The following is a 19270-nucleotide window of genomic DNA, read 5'->3' as shown; positions in this document are numbered from 1 at the left end:
ATCTAATTTTTAGATATATTTCATCTATTTTATATATTGTTAAGATAAGTCCTTGTAAAGTATGATATAGACTATCAATTATTGAAGATTCTGAAATTTATTGTTGAGGTGATGTCGTATGTCATTTAAGAAAGATAGAAGACAACTTGGCCTATATGATTCGATGGACGAGCATGATGCTTGCGGGATTGGCTTTTACGCCAATATGGACAACAAAAGGTCACATGAAATTGTACTAAAATCAATTGAAATGCTTTGTAGGTTAGATCATAGAGGTGGAGTTGGAGCTGACGGAATTACTGGTGATGGCGCTGGTATTATGACAGAAGTCCCTCACCTCTATTTTAAACAAAAATTAAAATTAAATTTACCTGAAGAAGAACATTACGCAGTAGGTATGTTTTTCACTGATGAAAAAATAGCTGGCAGTGAACATGAAAAGAAGTTTAATGCGTACTTTGAAGAAGAAGGATTAAAAGTTATTGGATACAGAGATGTTCCATTAGATACGTCAGTATTGGCAGAACATGTTGAAGCGACAATGCCTTGTATTCAACAAGTGTTTGTTGAAAATCATTCAAGTGAACACTTTGATCGTTCATTATTCATTGCGCGTAAACAAATTGAAAGATATGGCGATGAACAAGATTTAGATTTATACTTTGCAAGTTTATCTAGACGCACAATCGTATATAAAGGTTGGTTGCGTTCAGACCAAATTAAAGGTTTATATATTGATTTGTTAGATGAAGATTATGTTTCTAAATTTGGTTCTGTACATTCGAGATTTAGTACGAATACATTTCCAAGTTGGAAAAGAGCGCATCCTAATAGATTATTAATGCATAATGGTGAAATTAACACGATTAAAGGTAATGTTAACTGGATGCGTGCAAGACAAGACAGATTAATTGAAACAATCTTTGGTGATGTGAAAGATAAGATTGGAACAGTGCTAGATGAATCAGGAAGTGACTCATCAATCGTTGATAATGCACTAGAGTTCTTAAGTTTAAGCATTCCTCCAGAACAAGCAGCAATGTTATTGATTCCTGAACCATGGTTATATAACGAAACACAAGATCCTAAAATTAGAGCATTCTATGAATATTATAGTTATTTAATGGAACCTTGGGACGGTCCAACAATGATTAGTTTCTGTGATGGAGATAAACTTGGCGCATTAACAGACCGTAATGGTTTAAGACCTGGTCGTTACACAATTACAGATTCAAATGAAATTATATTTTCTTCAGAAGTAGGCGTTATTGACGTTGAAGAAGAACATGTTGTTTATAAAGGGCAACTCAACCCAGGTAAACTTTTATTAGTGGATTTTAAAGAGAATAAAGTTATCGAAAATGATGAATTAAAACAACGAATCGCAAGTGAATATCCTTATGATGAATGGGTAAGCCATAAAGCGTTAAACGTAAATGATACAGTGGCGACACCTTCACATGTTGAAGAAGAAAAATTATTCCAATTACAACGTCGATTCGGATATACAAAAGAAGAAATTAATAAATACATGTCAGAACTTGTGAGTGAGAAGAAAGATCCAATTGGTGCGATGGGCTTTGATACACCTGTTGCCGTGTTGAGTACGAGACCAGAATCATTATTTAATTACTTTAAACAACATTTTGCTCAAGTAACAAACCCACCTATTGACTCATATAGAGAGAAAATCGTTACAAGTGAATTGGTTTACTTAGGTAAAGAAGGTAACTTGCTACAACCACATCAAGATAACACGAGAAGAATTCAATTAAATCATCCAGTATTATCGAAAGCGCAACTTGAACAAATTCAAGATAGTGAATTTAACGTTGCGGTGATTCCGACGACTTACACAGGTTCACTTAAAGAAGCTCTAGATGACTTAGGGCAAACTGTTTCAAAAGCTGTTAAAAATGGTGCTGAGATTATTGTCTTAGAAGATGAGTCTGTTGAAGATTTAGAAGCGGTGTTTGCAATGCCGATATTATTAGCGGTTAGTCACATTCATCAACACTTGATTAGAACGGGTCAACGTTTAGATACAAGTATTGTGGCGTATTCTGGTGAGTGTCGTGAAGTACATCATTTAGCTACATTAATAGGATATGGTGCGAATGCTGTTGTACCATACTTAGCACATTATACGATTGAAGACTTAACTGCTGCGGGACGTCTTGAAGGTACAGTTGAACAGAATATTGATACGTTTAGTCAAACGTTATCAGCTGGTGTGATTAAAGTAATGGCTAAAATGGGTATTTCAACTGTTCAAAGTTATCAAGGTGCACAAATCTTTGAAGCAATTGGGTTAGGTAAAGATGTTATCGATCAATACTTTACAGGTACACCGTCTAAACTTTCTGGTATATCAATTGATACGATTGATAAAGAGAATAAAGCGAGACAATCTGAACAGATTAAATATTTAAATTCAGGTAGTACTTTCCAATGGCGTCAACAAGGTGAATATCATGCGTTCAACCCTAAAACAATTCATTTATTACAACATGCATGTAGAGATAATAATTTTGAAATGTTTAAAGAATATTCTGAAGCTGCAGATAGTGAACGTATGAGTCACTTAAGAAACTTACTTGATTTTAAATCAGATCGCGCAATTGATTTAAAAGATGTAGAATCTGCTGACCAAATTGTGAAACGCTTTAAGACAGGTGCAATGAGTTTCGGTTCTATTTCTCAAGAAGCGCATCAAACTTTAGCAGAAGCAATGAATAGAATTGGTGGACGTAGTAATAGCGGTGAAGGTGGAGAAAATCCAGAACGCTTTATTATTAAGCCGGATGGCACAAATTATATGAGTGCCATTAAGCAAGTCGCATCAGGTCGCTTTGGAGTAACGAGCGATTATTTACAACATGCTAAAGAAATTCAAATTAAAGTCGCACAAGGTGCTAAACCTGGTGAAGGTGGACAATTACCTGGTACAAAAGTTTATCCGTGGGTAGCTGAAGTACGTGGTTCAACACCAGGTGTAGGATTAATTTCACCACCACCTCACCATGATATATATTCTATTGAGGACTTAGCACAACTAATTCATGACTTGAAGAATGCAAATAGAAAAGCAGACATCAGTGTTAAGCTCGTTTCTAAATCTGGTGTAGGTACAATTGCAGCAGGTGTTGCAAAAGCTTTTGCCGATAAAATTGTCATCAGTGGATATGACGGTGGTACAGGTGCATCACCTAAGACGAGTATTCAACATGCTGGGTTACCATGGGAGATTGGTTTATCTGAAACACATCAGACACTTATGTTAAACGGTCTTCGTTCACGTGTAACGTTAGAAACTGACGGTAAATTAATGACTGGTCGTGATGTTGCGCTCGCTTGTGCGTTAGGTGCAGAAGAGTTTGCATTTGCGACAGCACCTTTAGTCGTGCTTGGCTGTATTATGATGAGAGTATGTCATAAAGATACATGCCCGGTTGGTATTGCGACTCAAAATGGTGACTTAAGAAAATTATATACAGGTAAAGCAGATCACATCGTAAACTTCATGTATTTTATTGCCGAGGAAATAAGAGAGATTCTAGCTTCATTAGGCTTAAAAACAATGGATGAACTTGTAGGTAGAACGGACTTGTTATCAGTATCAAACAGATATTACTCTCATCCTAAAGCGAGAGAACTTGATTTAGAGGCACTTTTATTTGTAAATGAAGGTGAAAGATACCGCTCTATGAATCAAAATCATCACCTTGATGTCGGTTTCGATTTAACGAAATTATATGAAGATGCAAAAGCATCAATCGATCATGGTGAAAAATTTGTTGGTAGTTATAACGTTCGAAATACTGAAAGAGATGTTGGTGTTATTACAGGTAGTTATATTACAGAAGTGCATGGTGAACCTGGTTTACCAGAAGATACAATAAGTGTTAAGACATTTAAACATGCTGGACAAAGTTATGGTGCATTCACGCCTAAAGGTATGACGTTACATCATACTGGTGACGCTAACGATTACTTTGGTAAAGGCTTATCCGGAGGTAAATTAATCTTAAACGCACCTAACGAAGATAGAGAAGACAATATCATTGTCGGTAACGTTTGTTTCTACGGTGCAACAAGTGGAACATCATATATTAACGGTAGAGCTGGTGAACGTTTCTGTGTAAGAAATAGTGGCGTTAACGTCGTTGTTGAAGGTGTCGGCGACCACGGATTAGAATACATGACTGGTGGACGTGTTGTCATTTTAGGTGATGTAGGACGTAACTTTGGTCAAGGTATGAGTGGTGGTGTATGTTACGCATTGCCAACAGATGTTGAAGCATTTAAAAAAGATAATGAACTTGACACTTTAGAGTTTGAAACATTAAAAGATCCAGATGAAATTGCGAATTTAAGACATATGTTAGAAGAACATGTTCGATATACAAATAGTAAAAAAGCACAAGCAGTGCTAGCGTCATTTGACACAATTGTAGACAAAGTGGTTAAAGTGATTCCGAAAGACTACAAACTTATGATGCAGAAGATTTCACTACACAAATTAGAAAACGAAGAAGATGCACTGTTAAATGCATTCTTTGATGATCGAAAATCTATTGGTGATGAAGAAGAACTGGCTTCGGTATATTAAGAAGGAGGGCATATTATGGGTGAATTTAAAGGTTTTATGAAGTATCCTAAGCAACAACTTGATGAGTTGCCGTTAAAAGATAGAATTAAAGGATATGACGCATTCCAACAACGTTTTACTAAAGAAGACGCAGCTACACAAGGTGCGCGTTGTATGGATTGCGGAACACCATTTTGTCAAACAGGCTCATCATTCGGTAGAGATACAATAGGTTGTCCAATAGGTAACTATATACCAGAGTGGAACGACTTAGTGTATCGCAAAGATTATGAAGAAGCATATGCAAGACTATCAGAAACAAATAACTTTCCTGAATTTACAGGTCGTGTATGTCCAGCACCATGTGAATCTTCATGTGTCTTAGCGATTAATAATGATTCAGTCGCAATCAAAGGGATAGAACGTACAATAATAGATGAAGCGTATGATATGGGACTTGTGAAACCTAAGTTTCCTGAGCATCGCTTAGAAGAAAAAGTTGCCATTATCGGTAGTGGTCCAGCAGGCTTAACAGCTGCAGAAGAATTAAATTTACTTGGCTATAATGTGACTGTATATGAGCGTAACCATCGTCCAGGTGGTTTGCTTATGTACGGCATCCCAAGTATGAAATTAGATAAAGAGGTTATCGAACGCCGTGTGAAACTAATGGAAGAAGCGGGTATCGTCTTTAAAACAGATGTTAATGTGGGGAAAGACATCACGAAAGAGGAACTAGATGAACAGTATGATGCAATTATTGTTTGTACAGGCTCACAAAAAGGACGAGACCTACCATTAGAAGGACGTATGAGCTTCGGTATACATTTTGCGATGGAATATTTAACAGAGCAAACACAATTACAAATGGGAGAAATTGACGAACCAACTATAACAGCAAAAGGTAAAAATGTGATTGTAATCGGTGCGGGTGATACAGGTGCTGACTGCGTAGCAACAGCATTAAGAGATGACTGTAAATCAGTCGTTCAATTTAATAAATATGTAAGACTAACAGATAAAATGGAACAAAATACAGCATGGCCATTACCAATGCCAATTTTCAAGTTAGACTATGCGCATAAAGAATATCGTGAAAAATTCGGCTTCGAACCAAGAGCATATGGTATTCAAACAATGCGTTACGATGTTGATGAAAATGGTAATATTCGCGGTCTTTATACGCAAGTGTTAGAAGAAACTGAAGACGGCATGGTGATTGTCGAAGGTACAGAACGTCATTGGCCAGCAGATTTAGTCCTATTATCAATTGGTTTTGAAGGTACAGAACATTTAGTACCACATTCATTCAACTTAAAGACAGAACGAAATAAAATCGTAGCAAATGAAAAAGACTTCAGAACAAATCAAGATAAAGTATTTGTAGCTGGAGATGCAAGAAAAGGTCAAAGTTTAGTCGTTTGGGCAATAAAAGAAGGTCGTGCAGTTGCAAAAGCTGTAGATGAATCCTTAAAGAAAAAAATTACAATTTAAATTTTGTGATTTTTGTTGACATCAGTAATGGCATGTTATAAGATAAATATTGTCTTATTTGGAGGAATACCCAAGTCCGGCTGAAGGGATCGGTCTTGAAAACCGACAGGGGCTTAACGGCTCGCGGGGGTTCGAATCCCTCTTCCTCCGCCATTATTTTTAAAATATCCAAGACTATATATATAAAGAACACTGTCCACTTTTGTGGGCAGTGTTTTTTGTTGTGAAAAAATATTGAGGTTGGATGTGGAATTGGGCGCGGAGTGGAGATTGAGTTGCAGGGTGGAATATTGCAGGTGGAAATATAGGGGATATCGATATAAGGGTTTTTGTTAGGGACAGAATTCCGAGAAGTGTCCGTAAGAGAGCGCCCTCCTAACTACCACAATTCGAAATAATGGAAGTTACACCGTTCTAACTACCAGAATCCAGAATAATGATAGTTAGCGCATTCTAATTACCAGAATTCGAAATAATGGAAGTTACTCGGACCAGACTCCAACCTAACTCGCGCATATGTCCAACCTCATATCGTCATGCGTTTATAACAATTTCTTTTGTTTTCACAAAAGGATAACAACTTTGCTATAATATAAGAATATTCTGATAAAAGGTCGTGTCTTAATGAAAGCAAAGGGATTAAATAGAGGAGATGTGGTGGGTGTTGTAGCATTAGCGAGTCCGCCAAACCAAAAGCATTTAAAGAACGGGTTGAAACTTTTAGAAGAGAAATATGGTATTCGGTTTAAACTAGCGAAAAATATAGACCGCGTTCATGGTCATTTAGCGGGAACGGATGATGAACGATTAGATAGTTTGCATGACATGTTAGAAGATGATGAAGTGAAAGGTATTATATGTGCTTGCGGTGGTTATGGTACACCAAGAATTGTAGAACGTATTGATTATAATCTTGTAAAAGCACATCCTAAAATTATATGGGGATATAGTGATATAACATGCTTACATAATGCTATTAGACAGCAAACGGGATTGGTAACGTTTCAAGGTCCTATGATCGCGTCTGATATAGGAGATACTTTTAATGAGATTTCTATTGGGAGCTTTGAGCAGTTATTTAATGGTGAAGCTGTGTATTATCCTACAGATCAATTAACGTTTAAATCGTTGGTTGGTGGTCACGTTGAAGGAGAAATTGTTGGTGGATGTTTATCTTTACTTGTTTCGAGTTTAGGAACACCATATGAAATCGACACTAAGGGCAAAATTTTATTTATAGAAGATATTGGTGAAGTGCCTTATAAGGTAGATGGATTTTTACAACAACTTAAATCTGCTGGCAAGTTAGATGATGCTTCTGGATTTATTTTCGGGCCATTCACAGATAGCGAGCCTAAAAATCCAAAGAAATCTTTAACGATGAAAGAAGTGTTAGATGATTTTATAACACCATTAAATAAACCAGCAGCATATGATTTGGATATTGGGCATTGCACGCCGCATTTTGCGATACCGTTTGGAACAGAAGCTACATTAGATGTGGACAATAAAATATTAAATATAGAGTCAGGTGTAATTATAGAATAAAGGGGAAGTTATATGTTTATAACAGATATAAAATACTATAGATATGAAACACCTTTGAAGAAACCTTTTAAAACAGCACTGAGAACAGTAGAGGTTATTGAAAGTATATATGTATTTATTGAAACGAATTATGAGGATGTTATAGGTGTTGGTGAAGCAGTACCTACATATGTTATTACCGGTGATACAAAAGGTGGTATAGAAGCTGCGATTGAAGAGGTCTTTAAGCCACTATTAATTAACCGACCATTAACGAAAGACTTACTAGATGAAATTCATCAAGTCGTAGTAGGTAATACAAGTGCTAAAGCTGCAATAGATATCGCACTTTATGACTTATTAGCACAAGAAGCAGAATTGCCTTTATATCAATATATCAATCATAACCCGGGAAATAAATCGTTAGAAACGTGTTATACCGTGAGTTTAAATGATGCTGACGAAATGGTAGAAGATGGTTTGCGATATGTAGAAGATGGCTTTAACCATTTGAAGATAAAAGTGGGTAAAGATGATGTCTCAACAGATTTAAATAGATTACAAGCATTACGATCTTCTTTACCAAGTGAGGTTATTTTAAGTGCGGATGCAAACCAAGCATGGGATGAAAAAGGTGCGCGTCATGCATTGAAACATTTTGATGAAGCAGATTTGAATATTGAGAGTATTGAACAACCTGTAGGGAGATATGAGTATAAGGTACTAGGTGCGCTATCTCAAGAATTCAAAATACCTTTAATGGTAGATGAAGGATTGTTTAGTATACATGATGCAGAGAGACTTGTAGAAGTTGGTGCGACAAATATATGGAATATTAAACTGATGAAGACTGGTGGTATTCATCAAGCTTTAAAAATACATGATATTGCTAAAAGTGAAGCGATACCTTGCATGGTTGGATGTATGATGGAAACACATGTGTCCGTTACGTCAGCTTTGCATTTTAGTTTGGCAGCAGAACAAGTGAATCGTGTTGATTTTGATGCGCCTTTAATGGTAGTTGAGCGACAAGTTGAAGGTGGTATTACTTATGAAGGTGCTAAAGTAACCGTTTCAGAAGGTACAGGGTTAGGAATAGATCGTGAATCTTTATATAAGAAGGTGAGCTCATGATTAAATATTGCAGAGTAAATGTTGGGACAATATGGAGAAGCTTTGATAAAGCTAGAGAAATTGATAGAGACGGTATCATGTATCCAGCAGATATTCAACGTTGGTTACTTGAACTTAATTTAGAACAGAAATTATCTTTTACGGAAGATAGTAGAATAGATACGCAAATTCTTTATGGCGAAAAAGTAGAAGTCGTAGAAGAACAAGATGGCTGGAGTTACGTTATCTGTTTAGAGCAACCTTCTAAACAGAATCCAAAAGGATATCCAGGATTTATTCCTACGAGTCAATTAGGTGAGATGAAGGCGTACGATACACATCCGCGCCTTCGTGTTAATGTACCTAAGACGACATTGTTTAATTTAGATTTTACTACGAAACAAATTCTGTCATTTAATACGATTTTACCTATTATTAAGAAAGATGAGCCTTTTATTGAAGTTGATACACCTGAAGGCAAGGGTCTTATTAGTGCGAATGATGTAGAATTCAGTGACGAATCTGGTGCATTCGAAATTGGCACAATGGCAGGTGTCATTGAAAATGCGAAGCGATTTTTAGACTTGCCTTATTTATGGGGAGGGATGTCTAGTTATGGTTATGATTGTTCAGGATTATGTTTCCAAATGTACAAAAGTCAAAACTTCCACATCCCCCGAGATGCTGATGAACAATATGAAGCAATGACGGATATTTCAATAGCATCACATGACTTTTTGCCAGGTGATTTACTGTTCTTCAGTAAACCAGAAGATAAAGGCTTTTTATCACATGTTGGCATATACATGGGAGAAGACATGATGATTCATGCGCCGCATACACCGAAAAGTATCGAAATCATTAAGTTATCAGGTAGTTATTATCAAAAGATATTAGCTAAAGCTGCACGATTATCAAATATCTAATATAGATTGAATAATATATGACCCAAATTGGTGAGAGAAATCAATCGCCTTTTTGGGTTTATTTGTGTTGGATAAGAAACAATAATAATATAGCTCGCCTTCATGTTGGATAATACCTACATCATTTACAACGTTGTCGTACTCACCTGTCTTAGAGTGGAAATTAAGTGTATCTTCGTAAAATGATCGATAGATTGAAACTTTATCGTTTAAATGTTGGTCATTCATGATGTTCATCATGTCTTGATGATGTTTATGCTCTGCAATAAAGCGTAGTATATGAATCATATCTTGAGAAGACGTTGTATTCTGTTTGCCTTCACTTATTGCTTCTGCATCCATCATATATCGATTTAACTGCGTTTGTTCACATTGCAATGTTTCCTGAATAAATAAGTTAATGTGTTGAAGTCCGAAATGATCGATTAATGTATTCGTTGCCGTATTGTCCGAAACAACGATCATTAAGTAGATTAAATCTTGAACGCTCAGTTGATCGATAGTCATATTTTTTAGAACGCCACTGCCGCCAACTTTATGATTGATTTGAACGAGTGCTTTTCTATCTTCTTGAGTCGTGCTTTCATAAATATAAATCATAATAGGCAATTTAATTAAACTTGCTGATTCAAATATTTTTTCGTGGTGATGGTTTGTGAAAATGATAGAATCTCCTTTTGCAAAATCGAGTGCAACGTTGTCATGATCGATATATTCATGTGTTAAAAAAGACATATGAAAAACCTCCTTTACACAATCATACTACATTATTTATATAATATTAATTGTAAGCCTTTACATACTTGTATATACAAGTTATAATTCAACTAAATAAAGTTAGGGGAGTGAGTTTAATGGCTGTGAATAGAGAAGATGTAAAGCAGATTATTGATGCTATTGGTGGGCAAGACAATGTAAATGCTGCAACCCACTGTGTGACACGGTTAAGACTTGTATTAAATGATGAAAGTAAAGTTAATAAAGATGCATTAGATCAAATAGATTTAGTGAAGGGGTCCTTCTCAGCAAACAACCAATTTCAAATTGTAATTGGACCGGGAACTGTTGATGAGGCTTATGAAATTTTCCAACAAGAAACAGGTGTTGAAGAAAGTTCGAAAGATGACGTGAAGAAAGCTTCTGAGCAGAAGATGAATCCATTTCAACGTTTAATTAAATTGTTGGGTGATGTATTCATTCCAATCTTACCTGCAATCGTAACAGCAGGTTTACTATTAGGTTTAAACAATGTATTAACAGCAGAAAATTTATTTGGCGCTAAGCCACTTGTTGAACAATATGCATGGCTTGCAGACTTTGCAAACATCATTAACGTTATCGCAAGTACCGCATTTATCTTCTTGCCAGCTTTAATTGGTTGGTCAGCTATGCGTGTATTTGGTGGTAGCCCAATTCTAGGTTTAGTATTAGGTCTAATCTTGTTACATCCGCAACTTGCTTCTCAGTATGATTTAGGTGGCGGTAAATCGAGTGAAATTCCTGTATGGCACATATTTGGTTTAGAAATTAAGCAATTAAACTATCAAGGTCAAGTATTACCGATATTATTCGCAACATGGATATTATCTATTATTGAGAAATTCTTAGCTAAACGTGTACATGATTCTATTAAAATGCTTGTAGTAGGTCCTGTAGCGTTATTAATTACTGGATTTTTAGCATTTATCGTTATTGGTCCATTGGCGTTAGAGTTAGGTACGTTAATTACAAATGGTATTAAAGCGATTTTCGAAACTGCTGGCTGGTTAGGTGGCGCAGTGTATGGATTATTCTATGCACCTCTTGTTATTACAGGATTACACCATATGTTCTTAGCGGTAGATTTCCAACTCATGGGAAGTCCTTTAGGCGGCACGTATTTATGGCCAATTGTGGCAATATCTAATATTTGTCAAGGTTCAGCAGCGTTCGGCGCTTGGGTAGTATACAAACAACGTAAAATGGTTAAAGAACAAGGTTTAGCGGCTACATCTGGTATTTCAGCATTCTTAGGTGTAACTGAGCCAGCAATGTTCGGTGTCAACTTACCATTGAAATATCCGTTCTTTGCAGCAATTATTTCGTCTAGTTTACTAGGTGCGTTTATTGGTGCTAATAAAGTGTTAGGTAGCGTAGGTGTAGGCGGTGTACCTGCAATTATCTCTATTCAAAGAGAATATTGGGGTGTGTTCGGTATTGCGACATTGATTGCGGTAGTATTACCAGCTATACTAACGATTGTGCTTTCAAACTTTGCTAATGAAAAAGCTAAAGAAATGGTTCAAGAATAATATATATAAATAAAGGAGTATACCTATATGGCAGTTTCAGATTGGAAGAAGTCCGTTGTTTATCAAATTTATCCAAAGTCATTCAATGATACGACTGGAAATGGACAAGGTGACATACCAGGTATTATAGAAAAATTACCTTATTTACAAACGTTAGGTGTAGATTACATTTGGTTAACACCAATTTATCAATCACCAATGAACGATAATGGATACGATATTAGTGATTATTATCAAATTAATCCTGATTTTGGTACAAAGGAAGATGTCAAAACATTACTAGATGAAGCGCACAGTTTAGGTATTAAAGTGATGCTCGATATTGTGATCAATCACACTTCGACATCTCATAACTGGTTTGTAGAATCTCGCAAGTCTAAAGATAATCCGTATCGTGATTATTATATTTGGAAAGAAGGCACTAAAGAAGAGCCCCCAACTAACTGGGAGTCTAAGTTTGGTGGTAATGCTTGGACTTATGATGAACAAACCGAAAGTTATTATTTAAGATTATTTGATGTTTCTCAAGCTGATTTAAATTGGGAGAATGACAATTTAAAGGCTGAAATATATGAAATGATTAATTATTGGATTGATTTTGGCGTAGATGGTTTCAGATTTGATGTCATTAACTTAATTTCCAAAGGTGCTTTCGAAAATTCAACAGCAATCGGTAAAGAATTTTATACAGATGGACCAAAAGTCCATGAGTATTTACAAGAACTGAATAAACAAACATTTGGCAATAAAGACATTATGACGGTTGGAGAAATGTCATCAACAACGATTGATAATTGTATTAAATATACAAATCCAGAACGTAATGAGTTAAGTAGTGTGTTTAATTTTCATCATTTAAAAGTAGATTATAAAGATGGTGAAAAGTGGTCAGATATGAAATTTGATTTTCTTGTACTGAAACGTATCTTAATGGATTGGCAAGTGAATATCGCAAAAGGTAACGGATGGAATGCTATTTTCTGGTGTAACCATGATCAACCTAGAGTCGTAACGAGATTCGGTAAAGACGATACAGAAGCGGAAAGAGTTAAATCTGCTAAGATGCTTGCGATATCATTACACATGCTTCAAGGTACGCCGTATATTTATCAAGGTGAAGAAATTGGCATGACAGATCCAGGTTTCACGGATATTGATCAATATAAAGATGTCGAATCGCTTAATGCATACAAATTATTAAAAGAACGCGGTATGGATGAACAAATGATTATGAAAGTAATAGGTCAGAAATCTAGAGATAATTCTAGAACGCCTATTCAATGGAATGCGCATGCTGAGGCAGGCTTTACAACTGGAGAACCATGGATTGGTATCCCGGAAAATTATAAGCATATTAATGTTGAAGCGGCATTGGAAGATAAAGATTCTATTTTCTATACTTATCAAAAGTTAATACAATTACGTCATGAACACGATGTGATAACGTATGGAGAAGTTGAACCACTTCATATGGAGCATCCAGAGTTGTTCGTTTACAAGAGACATTTAAATAATGAAACTTGGTTAGTTGTTGCAAACTACTCTGATCAAATCGTTGATATCCCAGAAGATATCGATTTAGAGGGTGAAATCATGATTGCAAATAATGATTTAAATGGTAATGCTTTGCAACCATTCGATGCTTTTGTCGTAAAAGTAAGTGGTGACTAATTGATGTTGAAGGTATAGAGGTGAACGCATGAACAAGTATATGAAAATCTACCAATCTATTTGTGAAAAAATTTTAAATGGTGAATATGCTCATTTACAGCAACTACCTTCAGAAAATGAATTAACAAAGATATATTCAACTTCTAGAGAGACTGTAAGGAAAGCTTTAAATTTATTGCAAGAAAAAGGTTATATTCAAAAGTTAAGAGGCAAAGGGTCTGTCGTTATTTATGAAGATGTTATTCAATTTCCAATATCGGAAATGGTGAGTTTTCAAGAAATTAATAAACGTTTAGGACTTGATTATGAAACTAAAGTTGAATTACTTGAGGTTATAGATGCTAAAGACGTTCCTGTCGTTCAACATGCCCTTGAACTACGAGATCAAGATAAGTTGTGGCATGTCATTAGAACGAGAACGAAAGATGACGCTGTGCATATTATGGATGAGGATTACTTTATATGTCAGGTTATTCCTCAACTCACCAAAGAACTCGCGGCTGAATCCATCTATAAATTTATTGAACAAGAAATGAATGTAGAAATCAGTTACTCGAACAAGTCTATTACATTTGAAGAGATGACGGAGAATGAAATATTATACTTTGGGAAGTTGAATCCGCCTTATACAGCAACAGTTAGAGGTACTGTGTATCTTAATAATGCAGAAAAATTTCAATATAATATTTCAAGACACATCGCGACGGAATTCAAGTTTGTAGATTTTTCTCGCAGAGTGATTCATAAAACACTTTGATTGAAGTAGTTTTTTCTTGCCAAATCGTAACATTTTGTTGTAGTATATATATTGCCGTGCTAAGTGGGGAGGTAGCGGTTCCCTGTACTTGAAATCCGCTTATGCAAGACTGAATTCCTTTGCCGCGGACATATTATTGTGAGGTCTGCCCTCAGCACGTGGTGTCTGAAGACGTCGGTCCTATGCAATACAAACCCATGAATCATGTCAGGTCCGGAAGGAAGCAGCATTAAGTGGATCATTGTATGTGCCGTAGGGTAGCCGAAGTTTAGCTAACGACTGAGGTAACGCTTGTGATGTTTGTTCAAAGCAAAGGTGCACGGTTTTAAATTTTATAAACTTATCAAATTATATATAAATTCAAAAGGGTGACCGCGGTCACCCTTTTTCTAATATCAGGGGGATATTTTATACATGACGCAATTACTAATTGGAACGATTATAGAATCGGAATATGAATTAGCTAAAGAAGTCGTTAAAGCAGCATTCGAAAATGAACGTTATTCTGATGGAACAGAACACGAATTAATCGGTAAAATACGAAAATCAATGAATTATAATGCAGAACTTGAAGTTGTAGCGAAGACAGAATCAGGCAAAGTTCTGGGGCATGCCATGATGTCAGAAGTGACCGTTAGTTCTGATGAAGAAGCGCATACAGTATTAGCGCTTGCGCCAGTTTCGGTTTTGCCAGAGTATCAAAATAAAGGAATAGGGAAAGCTTTAATAGAAGCTTTAGAATATAGAGCTTATGAAAATGGCTATGTCGGTGTAGTCGTACTAGGTCATGCAGCTTATTATCATAAATTAGGTTATCATGCAGCTTCAGAGTTTAATATATACTCACCATTTGAAGTGCAAGATGAGAATTTCATGTTTAAATATTTATGGGATCATCCAACAAAAGAAATTAAAGGCACTGTTCACTACCCAGAAGCTTTTGATAATTAATAATAGGGTGTACCTATTGATTCATGATATAATATAGCCAATATCTTATTAAATTTTGGAGGTGCCACTTTGAACTACCAGGCTTTGTATCGAATGTATAGACCACAATCATTTGCAGATGTTGTCGGTCAAAAACATGTCACAAAAACATTAAGAAACGCCATCCAAAAAGAAAAGCAATCACATGCTTACTTGTTTAATGGCCCACGTGGAACTGGTAAGACAAGTATTGCTAAAATCTTCGCTAAAGCAATTAACTGTACAGAGAATACGAATGGGGAACCTTGTAATGAATGCGCGATTTGTAAAGGCATTACACAAGGAACAAATTCAGATGTCATTGAAATTGATGCTGCCAGTAATAACGGTGTAGATGAAATACGTAATATTAGAGATAAAGTAAAATATGCACCAAGTGAATCTAAATTTAAAGTCTATATTATAGATGAAGTGCATATGCTGACAACAGGTGCTTTCAATGCACTTTTAAAGACACTTGAAGAACCACCAAGTCATGCTATTTTTATACTCGCAACTACTGAACCTCACAAGATACCACCTACTATTATATCTAGATGTCAGAGATTTGATTTTAAAGCCATCCATTCTGGTGAAATAGAAAGTAGACTCGCGTTTGTCGCAGATGAGCAGAACATTACCTACGAAGAAGAAGCTTTGGCATTTATTGCTCAAGTTTCAGAAGGTGGTATGCGAGATGCATTAAGTATCATGGACCAAGCAATCGCTTTTGGAGATGGGCACTTATCACTCGAACATGCTTTGAATGTAACGGGTAGTGTCGATAAAGCGGCTTTAAATGCTTTGTTTAATGACATGGTGGCTAAAGATATTAAACAAGCTTTTACTAGGTATCATGAATTTATATCTGCTGGTAAAGAAGTGAATAGACTTGTAAATGATATGATTTATTTCATAAGAGATTCAATTGTCGCTAAGACTACTGAACAAGTTGAAGACGACCACGCACTGAATCAAGTAGACTTAAATACAATGTACAAAATGATTGATTGTATTAATGACACATTAGTTTCAATGAGATTTGCAATTAACCAAAATGTTCATATAGAAATACTAATCGTTAAGTTAACAGAATTAATTGATCAGAATAATAGTGGACAAACAGCATCTGTCAGTTCAAACCAAAACGCTGGCTCTAGTGAAGTGATGGATAAAATTCAACAACTTGAAGCGACGATTCAGCAGCTAGCTCAAAACGGTGTAAGTCAAAAGGCTAAACCAGTTGAAAATAAACAAAATATCTCTCGTAAACAATCTAAGCATGTCTTCTCTATTCGACAAATCGAACGTGTGCTTGACCATGCTAACCGTGATGACTTGAATTTACTTAAGGAAAAATGGCAAGCAGTAATTGAATCGGTTAAAGAGAAAGAACAAAGAGCGCTAGTCAGTCTGCTCTTAAACTCGGAACCTGTTGCAGCAAGTGAAGATCATGTGCTCGTGAAATTTGACGAGGATATTCATTGTGAAATCGTGAATAAGAATGATGAAAAAAGAAATCATATCGAAGCGATTGTATGCGAGATTGTGAACAAGAATGTAAAAGTTGTTGGCGTACCAAATTCACAATGGTTACAAGTTCGTCAACAGTATATTCAATCTAAAAAAGCGAATACGGCTCAAGGTGAAGTTGAGCAAGAAGAAAAGCCAGAAGAAGCGGATGTTGTAAAGAAAGCTCAAGAGTTGTTTGGTGAAGATACCGTACATGTTACGGATGAGTAATACATGACATCGCCTCTAAAGGCATGTATAATAAATATGACAAAAATTAATAATCTTAAATGTATAAATTAGAAATTAGGAGGACGAAATTATGCGCGGTGGCGGAAATATGCAACAAATGATGAAACAAATGCAAAAAATGCAAAAGAAAATGGCTGAGGAACAAGAAAAACTAAAAGAAGAAAGAATCGAAGGAACAGCTGGTGGCGGAATGGTTACAGTTGTTGTATCTGGTCATAAAGAAGTATTAGACGTTATCATTAAAGAAGATGTAGTAGACCCTGAAGATATTGAAATGCTACAAGATTTAGTATTAGCAGCAACAAATGACGCTTTATCTAAAGCAGATGATGTAACAGCAGATCGTTTAGGTAAACATACAAAAGGTCTAAACATTCCTGGAATGATGTAATGATGTTCTACCCAGAACCAATATCTAAACTCATCGATAGCTTTATGAAATTGCCGGGAATAGGTCCGAAGACTGCACAACGTTTAGCTTTCCACGTATTAGATATGAAGGAAGACGACGTTGTACTTTTTGCCAAATCTCTTGTAGATGTTAAGAGAGAACTGACTTATTGTGAAACTTGCGGACACATTACGGATGTTTCGCCTTGTCATATATGCCAAGATAAACAAAGAGACCGTTCAGTTGTGTGTGTTGTTCAAGATTCTAAAGATGTCATAGCTATGGAAAAAATGCGTGAATATAAAGGGTTATACCATGTATTACATGGAGCGATATCTCCAATGGAAGGTATTGGACCTGAAGATATTAATATTCCTTCATTATTAGAACGATTGAAGAATGATGAAATCGAAGAAATTATATTAGCGACTAATCCTAATATAGAAGGTGAATCAACAGCAATGTATATATCTAGACTAGTTAAACCGATTGGTATTAAGACAACTAGACTAGCACATGGTCTACCAGTAGGTGGGGATTTAGAATACGCTGATGAAGTAACACTTTCGAAAGCTATAACTGGAAGAACAGAAATTTAATAATTATAATTGAGGCTGGGACAATGAAGAATGTCTCAGCCTCGCTTTCATTCAACTAATAATATAGAAAGAAGTGTAACTATGATAAAAGACACAGCATTAATATTAGAAGGTGGCGGAATGAGAAGTATGTACACAGCAGGTGTGCTAGATTTCTTCATTAAGAAAGATTTGTATTTTAAATACAATATTGGCGTTTCTGCCGGCGCATCTATGGCTGCAAGTTATATATCTCGACAATTTAGACGCAATCATCGTGTCACAACTAAATACATTAAAGATAAGCGCTATATTTCGCTATCAAATTATGTAAAAAATAAAGAGATATTTGGTATGGACTTTGTGTATCATTATATACCAACTTACTTGGAACCTTTTGACTTTGAAAAGTTTGATCAAGCAGAGGAAGAGTTTGTTGTTGTAACGACAGACTGTGACACAGGAGAAGCGGTTTATTTCAATAAGAAAGAAACAGAAGGTTCTATATTGACTGCTCTAGAGGCAACAAGTTCTTTACCAATGATGGCCAACCCAGTTCAATATAAAGGTCATACTTTATTAGATGGTGGTATCGTCAATCCTATTCCAATTGATAAAGCAATTGAAGAAGGCTATAAGAAAAATGTTTTGATTTTGACAAGACCGAAAGGCTATCGCAAAAAACAAAGTAAATTTTCAAAAGTATTCAGATTGAAAGCATATCCTAAAATAAATCACCTAATGGCAATTAGATATAAACATTATAATCAGACTTTAGAATGGATAGAAGCGGAAGAAGAGAAAGGTAATTTGTTTGTTATCAGACCTTCTGATTCATTATCTGTTGATAGAATCGAGAAAAACCCTAGAAAATTAGATGCTTTATACAAACAAGGATATAAAGATGCTGAAAAAATATACGATAAATTAAAAGAATATGTTGAGAATTAAGCTTATTTGAGAGTATTGAGTGTTTTGGTGTAATTTTTATGCTTGAGTAAAGGGTATTTAGCGTGTATAGTTATATCTTGTGAGCGAGAGATAAATAAAACATCAAAACACTTTGAAAATTAATTTTAAAAAGTTGTTGACTTCGAATTAAGAAGTGTGTATAATAGTTTCTTGTGAGACAAAATGAACATTGAAAACTGAATGACAATATGTCAACGTTAATTCCAATAATTGAGTACTGAAAGTA

14 protein-coding genes, 1 tRNA gene and 1 other RNA gene are annotated in these 19270 nt (G+C 35.6%); 15 read left to right on the top strand and 1 reads right to left on the bottom strand.

The genetic code is table 11. The annotated features are described in order from the left end of the window. Positions 1-118: 118 nt before the first annotated feature. The 6 genes from gltB to LQ693_RS00920 all read left to right on the top strand — a co-directional run bounded on the left by gltB (position 119) and on the right by LQ693_RS00920 (position 9651). A complete protein-coding gene (gene gltB / locus LQ693_RS00945) occupies positions 119-4612 on the top strand; it encodes a glutamate synthase large subunit (RefSeq protein ID WP_239702972.1) in 4494 nt (1497 codons plus the stop codon). A gap of 15 nt (positions 4613-4627) precedes the next feature. After that, on the top strand, positions 4628-6085 hold the full coding sequence (locus tag LQ693_RS00940) for a glutamate synthase subunit beta (protein WP_025906111.1): 1458 nt from the start codon (positions 4628-4630) through the stop codon (positions 6083-6085). A gap of 60 nt (positions 6086-6145) precedes the next feature. Next, positions 6146-6238, top strand: a tRNA-Ser gene (locus LQ693_RS00935). A gap of 471 nt (positions 6239-6709) precedes the next feature. Next, a complete protein-coding gene (locus LQ693_RS00930) occupies positions 6710-7633 on the top strand; it encodes a S66 peptidase family protein (RefSeq protein WP_107596397.1) in 924 nt (307 codons plus the stop codon). A 12-nt stretch (positions 7634-7645) separates the two neighbouring features. Then, positions 7646-8746 (top strand): dipeptide epimerase, encoded by a 1101-nt coding sequence (locus tag LQ693_RS00925; RefSeq protein WP_107596398.1) that lies wholly within the window; start codon positions 7646-7648, stop codon positions 8744-8746. Beyond that, on the top strand, positions 8743-9651 hold the full coding sequence (locus LQ693_RS00920) for a C40 family peptidase (protein WP_103361483.1): 909 nt from the start codon (positions 8743-8745) through the stop codon (positions 9649-9651). Before LQ693_RS00925 ends, LQ693_RS00920 begins: the two co-directional genes overlap by 4 nt. Here the strand turns inward: LQ693_RS00920 and LQ693_RS00915 are convergent. Further along, entirely contained in the window at positions 9640-10386 is a 747-nt protein-coding gene (locus tag LQ693_RS00915; RefSeq protein ID WP_103361484.1) for a serine hydrolase, read from the bottom strand. The genes LQ693_RS00920 and LQ693_RS00915 overlap by 12 nt on opposite strands. A 119-nt stretch (positions 10387-10505) precedes the next feature. Between LQ693_RS00915 and treP the strand changes: the two genes are divergently transcribed. The 9 genes from treP (at position 10506) to LQ693_RS00870 (ending at position 19023) form a co-directional block, all read left to right on the top strand. After that, positions 10506-11942 carry a PTS system trehalose-specific EIIBC component gene (treP, locus tag LQ693_RS00910; RefSeq protein ID WP_025906102.1) on the top strand — a complete coding sequence of 479 codons (1437 nt, stop codon included), beginning with the start codon at positions 10506-10508 and terminating at the stop codon, positions 11940-11942. A 27-nt stretch (positions 11943-11969) separates the two neighbouring features. Next, positions 11970-13613, top strand: coding sequence for an alpha,alpha-phosphotrehalase (gene treC / locus LQ693_RS00905; RefSeq protein ID WP_239702973.1), 1644 nt, complete (start codon positions 11970-11972; stop codon positions 13611-13613). Positions 13614-13641: 28 nt separating this feature from the next. Continuing rightward, positions 13642-14370 carry a trehalose operon repressor gene (gene treR, locus LQ693_RS00900; RefSeq protein ID WP_025906098.1) on the top strand — a complete coding sequence of 243 codons (729 nt, stop codon included), beginning with the start codon at positions 13642-13644 and terminating at the stop codon, positions 14368-14370. 54 nt (positions 14371-14424) lie between these two features. After that, positions 14425-14693, top strand: an RNA gene (gene ffs, locus LQ693_RS00895) — signal recognition particle sRNA large type. Between the two features lie 91 nt (positions 14694-14784). After that, positions 14785-15321, top strand: coding sequence for a GNAT family N-acetyltransferase (locus LQ693_RS00890; protein WP_239702974.1), 537 nt, complete (start codon positions 14785-14787; stop codon positions 15319-15321). 69 nt (positions 15322-15390) lie between these two features. Then, positions 15391-17082: a DNA polymerase III subunit gamma/tau gene (gene dnaX / locus LQ693_RS00885; protein WP_025906096.1), complete on the top strand. Its 1692-nt coding sequence runs from the start codon at positions 15391-15393 to the stop codon at positions 17080-17082. A 91-nt stretch (positions 17083-17173) separates the two neighbouring features. Then, a complete protein-coding gene (locus LQ693_RS00880; RefSeq protein ID WP_025906093.1) occupies positions 17174-17494 on the top strand; it encodes a YbaB/EbfC family nucleoid-associated protein in 321 nt (106 codons plus the stop codon). Between the two features lie 2 nt (positions 17495-17496). After that, on the top strand, positions 17497-18093 hold the full coding sequence (recR, locus tag LQ693_RS00875) for a recombination mediator RecR (RefSeq protein ID WP_025906091.1): 597 nt from the start codon (positions 17497-17499) through the stop codon (positions 18091-18093). A gap of 81 nt (positions 18094-18174) precedes the next feature. Continuing rightward, the gene (locus LQ693_RS00870) at positions 18175-19023 is read left to right on the top strand and encodes a patatin-like phospholipase family protein (RefSeq protein ID WP_107633882.1); all 849 of its coding nucleotides are present in this window, start codon (positions 18175-18177) and stop codon (positions 19021-19023) included. Positions 19024-19270: the final 247 nt, after the last annotated feature.

This window comes from Mammaliicoccus sp. B-M6 (assembly GCF_022386965.1).
Lineage (GTDB): Bacteria > Bacillota > Bacilli > Staphylococcales > Staphylococcaceae > Mammaliicoccus > Mammaliicoccus sciuri_A.
The sequence above is the reverse complement of the archived record's forward strand: the minus strand, read 5'-3'. Positions and strand labels throughout refer to the sequence as shown.